Consider the following 16,216-nt stretch of genomic DNA (forward strand, 5'->3'; position numbering starts at 1 on the left):
GGATGAATTCGTCCTGAACATAGAAACCTTCCTTCGGAATGTTTTTTTATACCTTTTCAACAAAAAAGGCTGTTGACCTTCTTTGTCAACAACCTCTGCCTGGCGCTATGCCAGGCTTACTTCTTCCTCCACCTTCACCCGCACCGGCAATTCCACCATGAAGACCGTTCCTACGCCCAATTGGCTTTTAACGGAAACATTCCCTCCATGAGCATTGACCAAATGCTTGACAATCGACAAGCCCAATCCAGTGCCGCCCGATTGTCCGCGGGTGCGTGCTTTATCCGCTTTGTAAAAACGTTCAAAGACAAACGGCAAATCTTCCTCGGGAATTCCGGAACCCGTATCCTCCACATCCAAATGGATCATCCCGTCCTGCTCATAGACATGGACACAGACAGATCCTTCCGGCGGGGTATGGCGGATCGCATTGTCAATCAGGTTCGTCAACACCTGTTCAATTTTATCCCCATCCCAATAGATGCAAGGCAAATTCTCTTCAATCTTCGCGGAGAGATGAACCTGTTTCTCCCTGGCAAGTGCCTGGAATTTGCGAATGATCCGCTGCACAAAATCATACAGGGAACGTTCGGTTGGCACGATTTGAATATGGCCGGCCTCCATGCGCGCCAAATCAAGCAATTCCCGCACCAGCCGTCCCATCCGCTGGGACTCCTCGTTAATCACCTGAGCGATCTCGCGGCGCTCTTCCGGTGTTTCCGCGATGTCATCCATCAGTGCTTCGCTGTAGCCCTGCAACATCGCCAGCGGTGTGCGGAGTTCGTGCGACACATTTGCAACAAAATCCTTGCGCATTTTCTCCAGCCGGCGCTCTTCCGTCACATCGCGCAGCACTGCGACCACTCCGCGCACCTGATCCCGGTCATAGAGAGGGGACATGACCACGACCCAGGTTCTCCCCTGCTCGGTTATATCCCCTGTATGCTCTTTGTTGTCTTCGATCACCTTGTCAAAATACACTTGCATGGGAGGAGGAAGTGTGTTCTCTTTAATCTGTCCCTTCCACGTGGACAGAAAACGTCCGGCAACCGGGTTGCTCAAAATAATTTTTCCATAACGGTTAATGGTCAAGACACCGTCCGTCATGCTGCGGAGAATACTGAACAATTGCTCTTTTTCCTGGGACAGCTGATGAATCGAATCTTCCAGTTGCGATGCCATGCGATTAAATGTCAAGGCCAGTTCCGCCACTTCATCCCGTTCGTGATACCGCACCGGCACCCTGATGGAGAATTCCCCGCGAGCCATTTTTTCCGCCGCTTTTTTAATCTGGATCAGCGGCTGGGAAATGCGCGTGGACAAGAAGAATGCAAAAACAGTGGTCAGGGCGATGCCGATCAGAGCCGAGTAAAAAATCCAGCGTTTGATATCCGTTTCGCTCAATTGCTCCTGCGTTTGATACAGGACAATCGCACCCGTCGTTTTGCCATCCTTGATATAGGGAACAGCGACCAGCAGGATATCATTTTTAAACAGACTGAAGTCCGTCGGATCTTTCTCTAGCGTGATTTTTCCCCTTTTGAAAACACGCTCGCCGTGAAGCACTTTTTGAATGTCCTCTTTTTTCAAAACCTCTTGCCATGGAACATCCGGCACCTTTGGCGAAACGCCAACCGGACTCACCGCTCCGCTCGGGTCCAGCAATACGATATATGTATGGAACAGTTCGGACACTTTTAAAACGTTATTCAAATACTGGGTATGGTCAGGAACCGTTTTTGTCAGATTGGACTGAATTTCCGTCGCCAGGTTTTCCAGGCTCTTTAACTGATCCTTCCCATACGTATTTTCCACCTGCTCGCTCAAAAACAAACTGAGAAGCACCAATACCATGGATACCAACACGATGATGGTCAGCCAAAGCTTTCCCACAACACTTCGTAAAATCACTCTTTTGGCACCTCTAACTTATACCCGACTCCCCAGACTGTTGTGATCATTTTCGCAGCCTTGGCGGAAGCCCGGTTGAGTTTTTCGCGCAGACGTTTCACATGGGTATCAACTGTGCGCAAATCGCCGAAAAACTCATAATGCCACACATCACGAAGAAGTTGTTCCCTGGTGAATACTTTATCCGGCGATTTGGCCAGATAGTACAGCAGCTCATATTCTTTGGGCGTCAATTGGATTTTCCGGCCGCCTGCTTTTACTTCATGGGCATCGTGGTCAATCGTGAGTTCAGGGAAAACAATCACATTATGGGTTTCCGTATCCGTCGTCAAAAACGCCGTAGCCGACGTCCGGCGCAACACCGCCTTGACCCGGTGCACCAATTCGCGCGGGCTGAACGGTTTCACCACATAATCATCGGTCCCTGCCTCAAACCCTTCGACCCGGTTGGTCTCCTCCCCTCTCGCCGTCAACATGATGATCGGGGTGGCTTTCTTCTTCCGAATTTCCGCACAAACCTCCAATCCATCCATCCCCGGAAGCATCAAATCGAGCAGAATGAGATCATAGTTGTTCTCAAAAGCCAGTTCCAGCGCCTTTTCCCCATTTTCCGCCTCTTCGATGTGGTATCCTTCCCTCTCCAGATACATTCTTAGCAGGCGGCGGATGCGATCTTCATCATCCACCACCAGAATGTGATATTGCTTTTCCATATTCCTTGTTCACCTCTGCTGTCACCAAAAATTTACGCATAAGAATGTAATCCCGAGATGACCAAATTAATTGCGATCAGGTTGATCATGATAATCACAAAACCGCCTACTGCAAGCCAGGCGGATTTCAGCCCGTGCCATCCTCTGGAGAGCCGCAAGTGCAGGTAGGCGCTGTAGAACAGCCATGTAATCAGAGCCCATACTTCTTTCGGATCCCAACTCCAAAAATGGCCCCAGGCCTCCTGTGCCCAGATCATGGCGAAAATGAGCGCTCCCAATGTAAAGATGGGAAACCCGATCGCAATTGAACGATAACTGATTTCGTCGACCAAATCGAGATTCAGGTTTTTTACAAGCGGATGCAGGATTTCCCGCAAGCTTTTACGCGCAAACAGGCGAATGAGCGCGTACAAAATCAAACCGCTGAGCACAGACCAAATCACGGAATTAAACTTACTCGCTGCCTTGTTTCCTTTCATCCAGACCGGCGCTTCAAACAAAGGTTTTTTCAGGCCCAGGAAAGAATCCATGTTCATCACTTTCCCGTCGTGCGGACCGACCAAAGGCGGTAACGTATATTCTTCCACCGTCGGCTGTCCGTCGACAATGTGACTCAGTTTGGCATCATAATGAACAGCAGCGAAAGCAAAGCTGGTCACACTAAACGAGACAAACATGAGCACAACGGTTAATGTGATTTCGAGCCAAAGCGCATTGGCCCCTTTTCTATTAAAACCTACTTTATTAATCAAGTAAATCAGTCCGGCCACAAAACCGACACCAAATGCCCCTTGCCCCAAGGCAGCTGTAGTAACGTGGATATAGAGCCAATAACTTTGGAGCGCGGGAATGAGAGGCTGTACATCGCGCGGATAAACGGAAGCATATGCGAGCAAAATCACCGCCAGTGGCATGACAAATGCTCCCAGCACTGCAGAACGGTAGATAAAATACAAAATGACAAAGGCGATAACTATGGTGTAACATAAAAAGGCCGTAAATTCAAACATGTTGCTGGTGGGAAAATGCCCGCCGATAATGATACGGGTAATGATGAACAGCGTTTGAAAAATCACGCCGACGATCGCCATCCCGACGGCCAGATTGCTAAAGCGGCGCAACTTTTTTTCATTTTGTTGATCTTTATCCTTAGCTATTCCCATGACAAACGTAACAGATGAAAGAAGATAAAGAAAAAATGTGCAAAGCAGGAGATATTCCATCAGCTTTTCCATGTGCCGCTTCCCCCTATTTCTTCACAGGCTGCAAGCTAAACTCCGAAAGTGACTCGATTTGCTTCAGTTCCCGAAACAGGCTGTACCAGTTTTTGTTGGTATGGGCGCCAACATACAGGATTCCGTCCTTCCAGCGAATCCAGACGCGGCGGTGTTGCCAGTAAAATCCCATCACCAACCCGATCATGGTAAAAAATCCGCCAACAAACAGGAATGGAAGGCACTTGTCCACACGGACCAACAGGCCGCTTTGGTTAACCATATTAAGTCCTGCCAGGTCTATCGCATATTTGTTTTGTTTGGTAAGGCTGTCCAGATTTTCCCCGGCGATCACCCATGATTTCTCTCCCTCTTGTTGCCCTTTCTCCTTCACTTCAAAAATAAAGGCAGGGCGGTTTGGATCCTGGGATTTCGTGATCGGCCGGTTATCCTTCATGGCGAAGTCAGGATAATATTCCAGCGCCCTTACATCCAGATTGCCGACATGGTAGACATGGTTGGGATCGAGATTGTATAAATCGACCGTAAACGTGCCCATCTGTTTCCCTGTTTTTTTCTCCGTCACCTTCAGCTTGATCGAGTCGAGAAGCCCCATCTGGAAATCAGCCTGATACAGCATCAGATCGTCGTACTTCAACGGATGGTTTACCAGAATCGGCGATTTTTTAACGGGAATCAATTTCCCGTTTTTTTCATTCTTCTTATAAAGGACGGCATCCGTTTCATATTTTTTTACAATCGGCCCCTCATTCTCTGACTGGGTACCATTGTAAAACTGAATGGAAAAACGCTCATTCTTTACATAGTAGGGAGTTTCGGGGACTCGTTTAATCTCGCCCTCACGCACCCACATGGTTTCATCGAGGTACCATCCCGGTATGTATCTCAGCAAAATCCCCAATAAAAAAAGGATTAACCCAATATGATTGATGTAGGGACCCCAACGGCTGATTCTGCCTTTTTCCGCCAGCAGGGAATCGCCATCCCGATGGACGCGATAAAATTTTTTCTCCAGAGCAGCACTGATTTGTTGCAATTTCTCCTCTTTTTCTTCAGCCGGAACGTTTTTTTGGTCCCTGATGCGCTGTTTGGAAATAAATTCGGTACTTTTTACCGTTTGTTGGTTGTTAAGCGCTTTAAAAAGAGGAACAACCCGGTCCAGGCTGCAGACGACAAGGGATATTCCGATCATTGCCACAAGAAGGAAAAACCACCATGTTTCATACACATGGGAAAAACCCGTTACATAAAACAGCTTGCCGGTAAATCCGTAATGCTGTTCATAATATCCCAACCTGTCTGTCTCCGGAATCAGATTTTCCTGCGGATAGATGGAACCGATTCCTGCCGTCACCAACGTGATCAAAATAAGAATCACCGCTACTTTTACGGAGGAGAAAAAATTCCAGACCATATCGAAAGGCGAAGCAGGGAGCGTCTGAGAACGGCGCGCTTTGCCTTCATAGCGCATCTCTTTGGCAATGGTCTGTTTCTCTTTTAACTCCTCATCCAGCGGTTTCCCGCAGTACTCACAGAGAATGGTACCAACGGGGTTATTGTGTCCACATTCACATTTGCTGTTCTCGATCATCTTTTATTTCTCCTCCCGGAACCCGTGAGCGCAATAACGGTTGTGGTTCTATCCCCCCATTCTTCATTATAACGCTGCCTCTTATTCTCTCAGGCCGTCAATTTGAAGATTGTTTGAAATATCGTCTCATATTTGTAACATTTTCTTCAAACGCTGAATCTCTGACGGCTTTAATTCCCGGTATTCTCCCCTTTTAAGGCCGTTGATCCCCAAAAATCCAATGCGCGTGCGAATCAGTTTTTCCACCGGGTGTCCGATGGCCGCGCACATCCGGCGCACCTGGCGATTTCGGCCTTCATGGATCACCAGCTCCAGCCTGGAACTTTTCTCATCCGATTCCAGCAAACGAACCTTGGCAGGTGCCGTCAACCCATCTTCCAATTCCACCCCATGGCGCAAAAGCTCGAGTTTGGAGTGACTCGGCTTCCCCTGAACGGTGGCAATATACACCTTTTCCACTTCATACCGGGGATGAAGCAAGTGATTGGCGAGAGTTCCGTCATTTGTGACCAAAAGCAATCCTTCTGTATCGTAGTCCAATCGGCCCACGGGATAAACCCGCTCCTTGATGTCCCGGAAAAAATCGGCAATCGTTTTCCTGCCCTGCGGATCATACATACTTGTAATCACCCGCAGCGGTTTGTAAAAAAGAAATGTCCTTTTTTGTTCCCTTCTGAGCGGCCGGCCGTCCACTTCGATTTGATCAGTTTCCGGGTCGACTTTCATCCCGAGTTCTTTCACAATCCGGCCGTTCACTTTCACCCGCCCCGCTGTGATCAGTTCTTCACAGCGACGCCTTGATGCCACGCCGGCATGGGCCATCACTTTTTGCAATCGTTCCATGCATCCAGTCACCTCTATGACATCTTAACCGTTTACCCATGTTTTCACAAGTTTTTCACATCATTCTCTGTTGCAAAGGCAAAAAAAAACGGCGGCATGGCCACCGAAGAAAAGCGGGAAAACGAATCGGTCAATGGGCGAAAACGATGGTGCAGATGATCCAGGAAGCCAAGAACCCGGCCAGGTCAGCCCACAGTCCCACTTTTAACGCATACAGCGTACGCTTAATGCCAACCGCTCCAAAATACACTGTCAGCACATAGAGGGTGGTATCCGTACTGCCCTGAATCGTCGAAGCCAGTTTTCCGAGAAAGGAATCAGGCCCGTAGATTCGCAAAATACTTTCGACAAAGGCAAGCGAACCGGTTCCGGAAATGGGGCGCAAAATGCCAATCGGCACCACTTCATGCGGAATGTGAAAGAAATCCAAAAGAGGAGTGAGGAATTGCAAATAAAATTGCAACGCCCCCGTATCGCGAAAAACAGCCACAGCCACCATCATCCCCACCAGATGCGGGATAATGGAAATGGCTGTTGGAAATCCTTCCTTCGCCCCCTCGATGAAACTTTCATAAATGGGAACTTTGCGAAAAATGGCATACAGGGGGACAAAGACCAGAATTGCCGGCAACATCATTTTGGAAATAAAATTGATAAGATCCAGAAGCATGTTTGTCCCCCCCTCAAACCCTCATTGGTTGAATGTGCCGAAAAAATATGAACGTTTATTTCTTTAAATTTCCGTATTGATCAAAAGTGCGGCTACGATAATATCGATCCAGCAGAATGGCAATGGTGGTGGCAATGATGGTGGCCAATAACGTGGGCCCGATGATCTCTGTCGGATTAGCCGACCCGTATTTAAGCCGGATGCCGATCACCGTAGTCGGAATTAAGGTAAGTCCCGATGTATTCAGAGCGAGCAGCGTGCACATGGCCGGCGTTGCAGTCTTGGAATCAGGGTTCAACTTTTGCAGCTCCTCCATCGCTTTCAATCCCATCGGCGTCGCCGCGTTCCCAAGGCCGAACAAATTGGCGCTCATGTTGGACAAGATGTACCCCATTGCCGGATGGTTATGAGGAACGCCGGGAAACAAAAACGATGCCACCGGCTTTAACAGCTTGGCCAACTTCTCCAGCAGCCCGGCATCCTGGGCGATTCGCATCATGCCCATCCAGAAGACAAGGATACTGATCAAACCGATACAAACGGCCACCGCTTCTTCCGCCCCCTTTAATGCGGCAGTCGTAACCAGATTGAGTTTTCCTTGAACCGCAGCCGCAACCGCCCCGCTCAAAATCATGAAAAACCAGATATAATTGATCATCGGTCAAATCCACCTCTGAAAAAACACATATCCCATCATTTCCTTCCAGCGATTCCAGACTGACGGCTCGTTCATATACTGAACAACTAACGGAGCCGAACCGATCAGCTGATCATCGAGGAATATACGGGCAGTTCCCACCTGCATCCGATTTTGCTCCACCAGATGGAGCGGATACGTGATCACAGGTTCCACGGTAATCTTTTTCCGTTCATCCACGGTAAGCGGATATCGGTATGTAATTTCCGAGACGACGCGAAATTTCTGATCATCTTCTGTCATATATTCCTTCCGGAGCAAATCCTGTCCCTTGACAAGCACAGGCAGCAAATCGTAATGGTTAAAGCCGTATTCCAGCATGTTCATTGAATCTTTCCAATCATCCCCGTCATTCAGGGTGACGGTGATCAACTGATGTCCGTCCTTCGTTGCCGATGAAACGAGTGTCCTGCGCGCTTTCTTGGTATAACCGGTTTTCACTCCATCAGCCCATTTGTAAAAGCGGAGCATTTTGTTTTTGTTATAAAACTTGCGATGCCATTTTTCACCCGGCCAGGGAACCGTTTTGACCTCTGTCTTCACAATCTCCTGAAAAATGGGGTTTTTCAAAGCATAAGCGGTTAAAATTGCCAAGTCCCGGGCGGATGAGTAATGTCCTGGCATATCCAAACCGTGCGGATTGACGAAATGAGTGTGTACCATCCCCAAATAAGCAGCTTTCTCATTCATCATATAAACAAACCCTTCAAGAGAACCGCCAATATGTTCGGCGATTGCTACAGCGGCATCATTGCCCGATCGCAGCATGAGACCGTAAAGCAGGGTGCTTAATGGGATTTTTTCCCCCTGTTTCAGATAGATGGATGAGCCTTCCACTCCCGCCGCATCGGGGCCGACGGTCACCAGTTCATTCATTTTCCCGTTCTCGATGGCAATAATCGCTGTCATGATTTTGGTCAGACTGGCGATCAGCATCTCTTTATCCGCATTTTTTTGATAAAGAATCCTCCCTGAAGTGGCATCGTACAATATCGCTGCCTGGGCACCGGGGGCTAAATCCTGTTCAGCCCATGCTTGCTTGATCCCGGGTGATCCGTTTAAAAGCAACATAAAGAGGAGTATTCCGCATCCGACCCGTTTCAGCAACATGACTCACCCCGCTTTCAGTCTGGGTTTGTACCCATATATATGAAAAGGGGGACAAGAATATACAAATAAAAAACGACACTGCCTGAAAAGACTGTGTCGTTCTTCCAATCCTATTGCATCGGGGAATACCCGTTTTCTTGCCCCTGGTTCTTCTTGCGCCCGAGATTTTTAATCTGTTCAAACACGGATGGAGCCAAATCGATAATCCGGTCATATAAATGGGTGGTACCGTCCATGTTGAGCAGGCGGACTCCTTTTTCACCAACGACGATAAAAGCGACCGGAGTAATGGAAACGCCTCCACCGCTGCCGCCTCCAAAGGGGAATTTGACGCCGGCGTCATCCTCATTTTGGCCTTTTCCCTGTCCGCCTCCGTGCCCCCGGCCATCCCGGTCTTCTTCGACTCCTTTAAACTCGCTGCCTCCGGCGGCAAAACCAAAGCCCACTTTTGAAACGGGAATGATCACATGGCCGTCCTGCGTCTCCACCGGATCGCCGATAATCGTATTCACATCAACCATTTCCCGGATGTTTTCCATCGCTGTCTGCATTAAGCTTTGAATTGGATGTTCTGCCATGTTGTCCGTTCCCTCCCTGTCCGCATATGGAGTAATAAACGTTTGGCACCAAGGATAGCATGCCCAACCCGGAATCGGATTATACTGTGAAAATAGGTTTCCAAGACCTCACGATTAAATTCGGGGTGAATCGTTAACTGCGGGGCTTCCCTCCAACGGGTATACTGGCTGAAAAAACCGATCAACGTGGTTTTGATTCCCCATGCGACCCCCGTTAAAATGCCCGATTCCGCTGCATCACCCGTGCCGATTTTCGTCACCCATGTCAGCTTTTCAAAGGTGACTTTGCTTAAAAACCAGCGGATCGTTTTATGAAACTGGTCAAAACGCTCGACAAATTCGTGATAGTAAAAACGCAACCGTTGAAACGTCCGCCTGTTCAGCTTCACTTTTCCTTTTTCCTTCGCCATTTTGGCCGCGGTCGTCTGCCCTTTGACCGTTCCTTCCACCTGCATCCCTTCATCCATGCCTGTCCATTTCACTTCCGGAAGATTCACGCGGAAACGCACCAATCCCCCCAAGGCAGAAATCTTTATTTCACCTCTGTCATTTTTGTTTTCGCGCTTATATAAAATTTCGATTCGTACGCTGGTAAACCAGATAAGAACAACAAGAAGAACCAGAATTCCTGCCATGATGAGAAACAGAACCAACCCCATCACCTACCATATTCCGTATTTTTGGCAAGATGACCGGGATCTATACAAGAAATTTTAATCTTCTGCGGAATAGCGGCGAATGATCGTCAAAATCTCATCCGGATTCTCCGCATGAATGATTTTATCCACGTTTTCCTCTTCACGGAGCAGGCTGGCAAGCTCCGCCAAAGCTTTGAGATGGAGTTGGTTATCTTCAGCAGCCAGCACGATAACCAGATGAACCTCTTTCCCCATGCCAAAGAAAACGCTCTCTTTCAGACGCAACAAACTCATCGACAGTCGGTTCACACCCGCTTCCGGTCTCGCATGGGCAATTGCCACATGAGGAGTAAGTACAACATAAGGCCCCAGTTTTTCTATGATTTCAATCATCGCCGACACATATTCTTCGCGGATCAAACCTAGCTTCAGAAGCGGTTCCGCTGCCGATTTTATGGCTTCCTTCCAATTGCTCACAAAATCTTTCAATACAATCGTCTCTCGGGTGATCAAATGATGTAACAAGCGACGTTCTCCTCCTTAAAAAAGAACCCCCGGAAAACCCGGATGAACAAAAATTTCATATCTGCGCCCATCGTTTGCACCAAAAAACGGGCAACAACCAAAGGCTCTGTTTGACCTGATTCTCTTTTTTTGCCTTCAATCCTTCCCCATTTTCAATTAAAAAAGAAAACGGTTGCACGAAACCGAAAACCGAGCAAACCCCGGAAAGGAAGCGGGGTTCCCTGACTGGTTATCAGGAACTCAAAGAGGAAGAAGATGCCCTGCCAGCTATGCATTTTACAGAAAAAAGGGGCCGATGATGGCCCGCTAAAACAACTTTTTTAAATTTCGACCGAAGTCGGCTCTTCATCCCATTCATCCGGCCCGGCGGTCTCTTGGTCGACTTCCATTCCCAGACGCGCAAACAAATCGCGGCGGTCTTGTTCCCATTCCTGCCAATCGAAAATGGAATCGGCCGGCGGCAATTCATCGAGGCGATTAAGCCCGAAGTATTCCAGGAATTCTTTTGTAGTGCCATACAGGATGGGACGTCCCGCCCCTTCCGCCCTGCCGACATCTTTGATCAGCCCTTTGCGCTGCAACACCTGGATGACACGTTCGCTCTTGACGCCGCGAATTTCCTCAATCTCCATTCTCGTCAGCGGCTGACGGTAGGCCACAATCGCCAATGTTTCCAGAGCAGCCCGGGATAAACCGCTGCGGCTGGGCGCTTGAGCCAATTTCTCAAAGTACGGAGCGTGTTCGGGAAGCGTAGTCATCTGGTAGACTTGAGCCACTTTGACAATCTGGATGCCCCGTCCCGCTTCTTTCAGGTCAACACGCAGTTCATGAATCAGAAGTTCCGCCTCATGTTTAGACAATCCCGTTGCTTCGGACAGTTCTTTCAGGCTCAGTCCCTCGTCTCCTGCCGCAAAGAGCAAGCCTTCGATCACTGGTTTCATTTCCGGCTTCATCCTAGCTCACCCCGATCTCCAGTGGTTCTATCAATATTTCACCGAACAAGGTTTGTTGCCTGCAAACGATTTTCTTCAATTTCATCAGCTCAAGCAAAGCCAGAAACGTCGTTATCACCCGTTCTTTGCTGACCGTTCCCCAATGCAGAAGGTGGGTGAAAAACAGTTGCCCTTTTTGCAGCAATTCCTGATGAATCTCCTCCATCCGCTCGCTGACGGAAATCTCCTCCCGCGCGACTTTGGCCATCGGCTCCTGTGGCTGCCTGTTTTTCAGCGCCTCGACAAACGCTTGCAACAGATCATCGGGAGTCAGTCCTTCGACCGGGTTCACTTCAGGCGTATAGGGGGTGAGATCGAGCGGAGGTCGTGAAAATACTTTGCTCCGCTCCGCTTCCTTCTGCCTGAGCACTTCCCCCAAACGCTTGTAGCGCTTATATTCCAGCAGTCTTTCCACAAGCTCTGTCCGGGGATCGTCAAACCAATCCTCTTCTTCCGTCATCGAAAAATCTTCTTCGATCAGCTCCTGTTTGGGTAAAAGCATTTTGCTCTTGATGGCCAAAAGTGTGGCGGCCATCACCAAAAATTCGCTCGCTACTTCCAGCTCCCGCTCCTGGGCAGCCGTAATCACCTGCACATACTGATCCGTGATTCGTGCGATCGGAATCTGATAAATATCGACTTCCGCTTTTTCAATCAAGTGCAGCAGAAGGTCAAGCGGCCCTTCAAACATATCGAGTTTGATTTTTACATCCACCGCTCAATCCCGTCTTTCTTATCGGTTTAACTGATGCAGCAAATTTGCCATTTCGATTGCGCTTACTGCCGCTTCCCAGCCTTTGTTGCCCGCTTTTGTTCCTGCGCGCTCAATTGCCTGTTCGATGTTTTCCGTGGTTACAACCCCAAAAATGACAGGCAAATGGTGACGCAGGCTTGCCGCTGCCACCCCTTTGGAAACTTCGTTGCAAACATAATCGTAATGGCTGGTCGCCCCGCGAATGACGCAGCCCAAAGTGATGACGGCGTCATATTTCTTCGATGCGGCCATTCGATCGGCTGCCAACGGAATTTCAAAAGCCCCTGGAACCCAGGCGACATCGATGTTCCGCTCTTCTGCTCCATGGCGTTTTAAGGCATCCAATGCGCCTTCCAGCAGTTTCCCGGTAATAAATTCGTTGAATCGGCTCACCACAATCGCAAATCGTTTTCCTTCTGCAACCAGATTTCCTTCAAAAATGTTTGCCATAACAGTATCCTCCCACTTTACAGGTGCAACAGATGCCCCAGCTTTGTTTTTTTGGTTTCCATATATTTGCGGTTCACTTTGTTTGGCGGCAGTTCAATCGGGACAACCTCTACCACTTCGAGTCCATACCCTTTAAGTCCTGTAATCTTGCGCGGATTATTGGTCATCAGTCGTATTTTGCGAACCCCAAGATCACGCAGGATTTGAGCCCCGATTCCATATTCCCTGAGGTCATCGCGAAATCCGAGGCGCAAATTGGCTTCAACAGTATCCAGACCTTCTTCCTGCAATTTATACGCTCGCAGTTTGTTTAACAGGCCGATGCCGCGCCCTTCCTGCCGCATATATAAAAGAATGCCCGATCCCTCTTCTTCGATCTTCTGCAGAGCCGCGTGCAACTGGGGACCGCAGTCGCAGCGCATTGATCCGAAGACATCGCCCGTCAGACACTCCGAGTGAACGCGGACCAAAACCGGCCGGTCCGGATCGATCTCGCCTTTGACCAGGGCGACGTGCTCTTTGTAATCCACATCATTGGAATAGCCCACCATCGTGAATTCGCCGAATTCCGTCGGCATGCGAACCGACACTTCGCGATGGATCAATGTTTCTTTCTGACGTCTGTACTGAATCAGATCCTGAATCGTGATCAACTTCAGGTCAAACGTGCGCGCCAGCTCGATTAAATCGGGGACGCGGGCCATCGTGCCGTCCTCCTTGATCACTTCACAGATGACTCCGGCCGGATAAGCTCCGCAAAGCCGGGCCAAATCGACAGCGGCTTCCGTATGCCCCGCTCTTCTCAGCACGCCGCCTTCTCTGGCAATCAACGGAAAGATATGACCAGGACGGCGGAAATCATTCGGCCCTTTTTTCTCATCGATGAGTTGTCCAATGGTATCGGCCCGTTCAAATGCGGAAATACCCGTAGAGGTATTCATGGCGTCCACCGAAACCGTAAAGGCCGTACCGTGCCGGTCGGTATTGTGGCTTACCATCATCGGCAAGTCCAGTTCTTTCGCTCTTTTCTCTTCAAGTGGAACACAAACCAGTCCCCGCCCATGAGTGATCATGAAGTTAATCACTTCGGGCGTTGCTTTTTCCGCGAGTGCCACCAGGTCCCCTTCATTTTCCCGGTCCTCGTCATCGACAACAATAATGATTTTTCCTTGTTTCAAATCCGCAAGCGCTTCTTCAATCGTATGAAATGACATGTACTCTCCCCCCCTTAACCGATAAACCCTGTCTCTTGTAATTTCTCCACACTCAAAGAAGTTGACGGGGAACCGGATCGTTTGTTCAGATGGTTAACAATGTACTTGCCGATCATATCCACTTCCACATTCACCTTGGTTCCAGGGTGGGCCTCACTCAGCATCGTCTCCTGAATCGTGTGGGGAATCACGGAAACGGTAAAGAAATCATCTCCCGTTTCAACGATGGTCAAACTGATGCCGTTCATGGCAACCGATCCCTTTTCAACCATATATTCCGTCAGATGCGGATCGACTTGAATGCGAAACAGAACCGCATTTTCATACGGTGTCCGGGCGACAATCGTCCCGACTCCGTCGACATGCCCCTGCACAAAATGGCCTCCCATGCGCTGTCCGGCGGCAACCGCCCGCTCCAGATTAACGGGAGATGAAAGGGTTAATTCATGCAGATTGGTCCGTTTCACGGTCTCCGGCATCACATCGGCGGTAAAATAATCCGCCCCCAACTCCGTAACCGTCAGACAAACGCCGTTTACGGCAATACTGTCTCCCAGTTTCGTCCCTTCCAACACTTTTTGACAAGTGATGGCGATCGTCATCGTGAGGGGCGTTTTCTTTATGTTTCGCACCCGGCCCACTTCTTCAACGATTCCAGTAAACATGTCACCCATCCTTTCCTGTCTCTTGGTCTACATATCCCATGATGAGAAAATCCTCGCCGATCCGTTCAATATCGAGGTCGCGCAACCGGACGGCATCGGCCATCCGCTGCGGATTGGATCCGGCGATGGCGGAACGGCTGTCTTTTCCCCCGAGCAACTTGGGAGCCAGAAAAGTAATCACTTTCTGCACATGTCCCCCGGAAAGAAAGGAGGCATTGATTTCACCCCCGCCCTCCACAAGCAAGGACAAGATTCCCTGTTCACCGAGAAAGGCCAGCATGGCATCCAAATCCACACGCGGACCGCGACCTGCCGTGATCACACGCACCCCCTTCTCGCTCAGACGCTTTTCAGCCTTGGGATCTTTGCGCTCGGTGGTAAAAATCCAGGTCGGTGCCTCGGCCACATCCGTCACCAGCGCATCGGGCGGAGTGCGAAGCGTGCTGTCCACAATGACACGCAAAGGATGATTGGCCGCTTCGCCACCCAGCCTTACAGTCAACCGGGGATTATCCGCCAGCACGGTTCCGCTCCCGACAAGAATGGCATCATACCTGCGGCGCAAATCGTGAACACGGGCTCGTGCTTTTTCTCCCGTGACCCATCGGCTGTCCCCGTTTTCGGTGGCAATCTTTCCATCCAGGGTGGTTGCCATTTTCAAGGCAACAAAAGGTTTGCCCGTGCGCCGATGGTGAAAATAAGCTTCATTCATGCGCAGGCACTCCTGTTCGAGAACGCCTGAAACCACCTCGATCCCGGCTTCGCGCAACCGGGCGATTCCTTGGCCTGAAACCCTGGGATCAGGATCAAGCGATCCGATCACAACCTTGCTGATCCCGTACTCAATTATTTTTTCCGTACATGGCGGGGTTCTCCCGAAATGGTTGCAGGGCTCCAGCGTAACATACAAAGTAGCCCCTTTCGCTTCCTCCCCTGCCATGTTCAGGGCGTGCACCTCGGCATGTGGCGTCCCGGCCCGCAAATGGGTCCCGACACCAACCATCCGGCCATTTTTTACCGCCACAGCTCCCACCATTGGATTTGGAGAGGTCTGCCCTTCCGCCGATCTTGCCAGATTGACGGCCAACTTCATCCAATGCTCATGTGTTTCCATGGGTCTCTCCTTACCTTGAGAAAATAAAAAACCTCGAATTCGCTTGAAATTCGAGGCAGAAATCGGAAGAAGCAGGCGGTGTACCGTTCAATATCAAGGCATGCAGAAATAAACCTTTAACCTCCGCTTTTAAAAAACAGCGATCAAAGGGTACACCAGTCCCATTCATCCTTCTCCCATCCAGACTATACTGTCGGCTTCGGAGTTTCACCGAATCCACCGCAAAAGCGGGTCACGGGCTGAGATCGCAACGAATCGCCATCATCACCGCCGGTCGGGAATTTCACCCTGCCCCGAAGGATGCAAGATACAATCATTCAATTGTTCACCTTCTATGAATGAGTATAGCCCAACAAGAAAAAAATGTCGAGCGCGTGTTCATGTTGCCATTAAAAAACGGGAAGGAATCATCCTTCCCGGAGGTTGTTGACAAAGAAGGTCAACAGCCTTTTTTGTTGAAAAGGTATAAAAAAACATTCCGAAGGAAGGTTTCTATGTTCAGGACGAATTCATCCA

At 49.5% G+C, this 16,216-nt stretch carries 17 protein-coding genes and 1 riboswitch; all 17 genes read right to left on the bottom strand.

The window, feature by feature from the left end; genetic code table 11:
- Positions 1–105 precede the first annotated feature (105 nt).
- Complete coding sequence (locus I8U17_RS16965) at positions 106–1,911, bottom strand: ATP-binding protein (RefSeq protein WP_370589282.1); 1,806 nt, start codon at positions 1,909–1,911, stop codon at positions 106–108.
- Positions 1,908–2,624 carry a response regulator transcription factor gene (locus I8U17_RS16970; RefSeq protein WP_033101457.1) on the bottom strand — a complete coding sequence of 239 codons (717 nt, stop codon included), beginning with the start codon at positions 2,622–2,624 and terminating at the stop codon, positions 1,908–1,910. The genes I8U17_RS16965 and I8U17_RS16970 overlap by 4 nt, the downstream gene beginning before the upstream one ends.
- Before the next feature lie 32 nt (positions 2,625–2,656).
- Entirely contained in the window at positions 2,657–3,859 is a 1,203-nt protein-coding gene (ccsB, locus tag I8U17_RS16975; RefSeq protein WP_033101458.1) for a c-type cytochrome biogenesis protein CcsB, read from the bottom strand.
- Between the two features lie 13 nt (positions 3,860–3,872).
- Positions 3,873–5,450, bottom strand: coding sequence for a cytochrome c biogenesis protein ResB (locus I8U17_RS16980; protein ID WP_081943911.1), 1,578 nt, complete (start codon positions 5,448–5,450; stop codon positions 3,873–3,875).
- A gap of 126 nt (positions 5,451–5,576) precedes the next feature.
- Positions 5,577–6,293, bottom strand: a complete 717-nt coding sequence (locus I8U17_RS16985; RefSeq protein ID WP_198054948.1) for a pseudouridine synthase — start codon at positions 6,291–6,293, stop codon at positions 5,577–5,579.
- Positions 6,294–6,423: 130 nt separating this feature from the next.
- A complete protein-coding gene (locus I8U17_RS16990) occupies positions 6,424–6,963 on the bottom strand; it encodes a spore maturation protein (protein ID WP_033101460.1) in 540 nt (179 codons plus the stop codon).
- Positions 6,964–7,018: 55 nt separating this feature from the next.
- Positions 7,019–7,621: a nucleoside recognition domain-containing protein gene (locus tag I8U17_RS16995; RefSeq protein ID WP_033101461.1), complete on the bottom strand. Its 603-nt coding sequence runs from the start codon at positions 7,619–7,621 to the stop codon at positions 7,019–7,021.
- A 3-nt stretch (positions 7,622–7,624) separates the two neighbouring features.
- Positions 7,625–8,770, bottom strand: a complete 1,146-nt coding sequence (locus tag I8U17_RS17000; RefSeq protein WP_198054949.1) for a D-alanyl-D-alanine carboxypeptidase family protein — start codon at positions 8,768–8,770, stop codon at positions 7,625–7,627.
- A 110-nt stretch (positions 8,771–8,880) separates the two neighbouring features.
- A complete protein-coding gene (ytfJ, locus tag I8U17_RS17005; protein WP_033101462.1) occupies positions 8,881–9,348 on the bottom strand; it encodes a GerW family sporulation protein in 468 nt (155 codons plus the stop codon).
- Positions 9,321–10,007 carry a DUF2953 domain-containing protein gene (locus I8U17_RS17010; RefSeq protein WP_232331169.1) on the bottom strand — a complete coding sequence of 229 codons (687 nt, stop codon included), beginning with the start codon at positions 10,005–10,007 and terminating at the stop codon, positions 9,321–9,323. Before I8U17_RS17010 ends, ytfJ begins: the two co-directional genes overlap by 28 nt.
- Positions 10,008–10,061: 54 nt before the next feature.
- On the bottom strand, positions 10,062–10,511 hold the full coding sequence (locus I8U17_RS17015) for a PTS sugar transporter subunit IIA (protein ID WP_033101463.1): 450 nt from the start codon (positions 10,509–10,511) through the stop codon (positions 10,062–10,064).
- 320 nt (positions 10,512–10,831) lie between these two features.
- Positions 10,832–11,452, bottom strand: a complete 621-nt coding sequence (gene scpB, locus I8U17_RS17020; protein WP_081943917.1) for an SMC-Scp complex subunit ScpB — start codon at positions 11,450–11,452, stop codon at positions 10,832–10,834.
- 13 nt (positions 11,453–11,465) lie between these two features.
- Positions 11,466–12,218 (bottom strand): segregation and condensation protein A, encoded by a 753-nt coding sequence (locus tag I8U17_RS17025; RefSeq protein WP_033101465.1) that lies wholly within the window; start codon positions 12,216–12,218, stop codon positions 11,466–11,468.
- Between the two features lie 18 nt (positions 12,219–12,236).
- Positions 12,237–12,707 (bottom strand): 6,7-dimethyl-8-ribityllumazine synthase, encoded by a 471-nt coding sequence (gene ribH / locus I8U17_RS17030; RefSeq protein WP_033101466.1) that lies wholly within the window; start codon positions 12,705–12,707, stop codon positions 12,237–12,239.
- A gap of 17 nt (positions 12,708–12,724) precedes the next feature.
- Positions 12,725–13,921, bottom strand: a complete 1,197-nt coding sequence (locus I8U17_RS17035) for a bifunctional 3,4-dihydroxy-2-butanone-4-phosphate synthase/GTP cyclohydrolase II (RefSeq protein WP_033101467.1) — start codon at positions 13,919–13,921, stop codon at positions 12,725–12,727.
- 14 nt (positions 13,922–13,935) lie between these two features.
- Complete coding sequence (ribE, locus tag I8U17_RS17040; RefSeq protein WP_033101468.1) at positions 13,936–14,586, bottom strand: riboflavin synthase; 651 nt, start codon at positions 14,584–14,586, stop codon at positions 13,936–13,938.
- Position 14,587: 1 nt separating this feature from the next.
- Positions 14,588–15,700 (bottom strand): bifunctional diaminohydroxyphosphoribosylaminopyrimidine deaminase/5-amino-6-(5-phosphoribosylamino)uracil reductase RibD, encoded by a 1,113-nt coding sequence (ribD, locus tag I8U17_RS17045; protein WP_033101469.1) that lies wholly within the window; start codon positions 15,698–15,700, stop codon positions 14,588–14,590.
- Between the two features lie 164 nt (positions 15,701–15,864).
- Positions 15,865–16,005, bottom strand: a riboswitch (FMN riboswitch).
- Between the last annotated feature and the right edge of the window lie 211 nt (positions 16,006–16,216).

It is taken from the genome of Thermoactinomyces sp. CICC 10521, from assembly GCF_016055135.1.
Taxonomy (GTDB): domain Bacteria; phylum Bacillota; class Bacilli; order Thermoactinomycetales; family Thermoactinomycetaceae; genus Thermoactinomyces_A; species Thermoactinomyces_A daqus.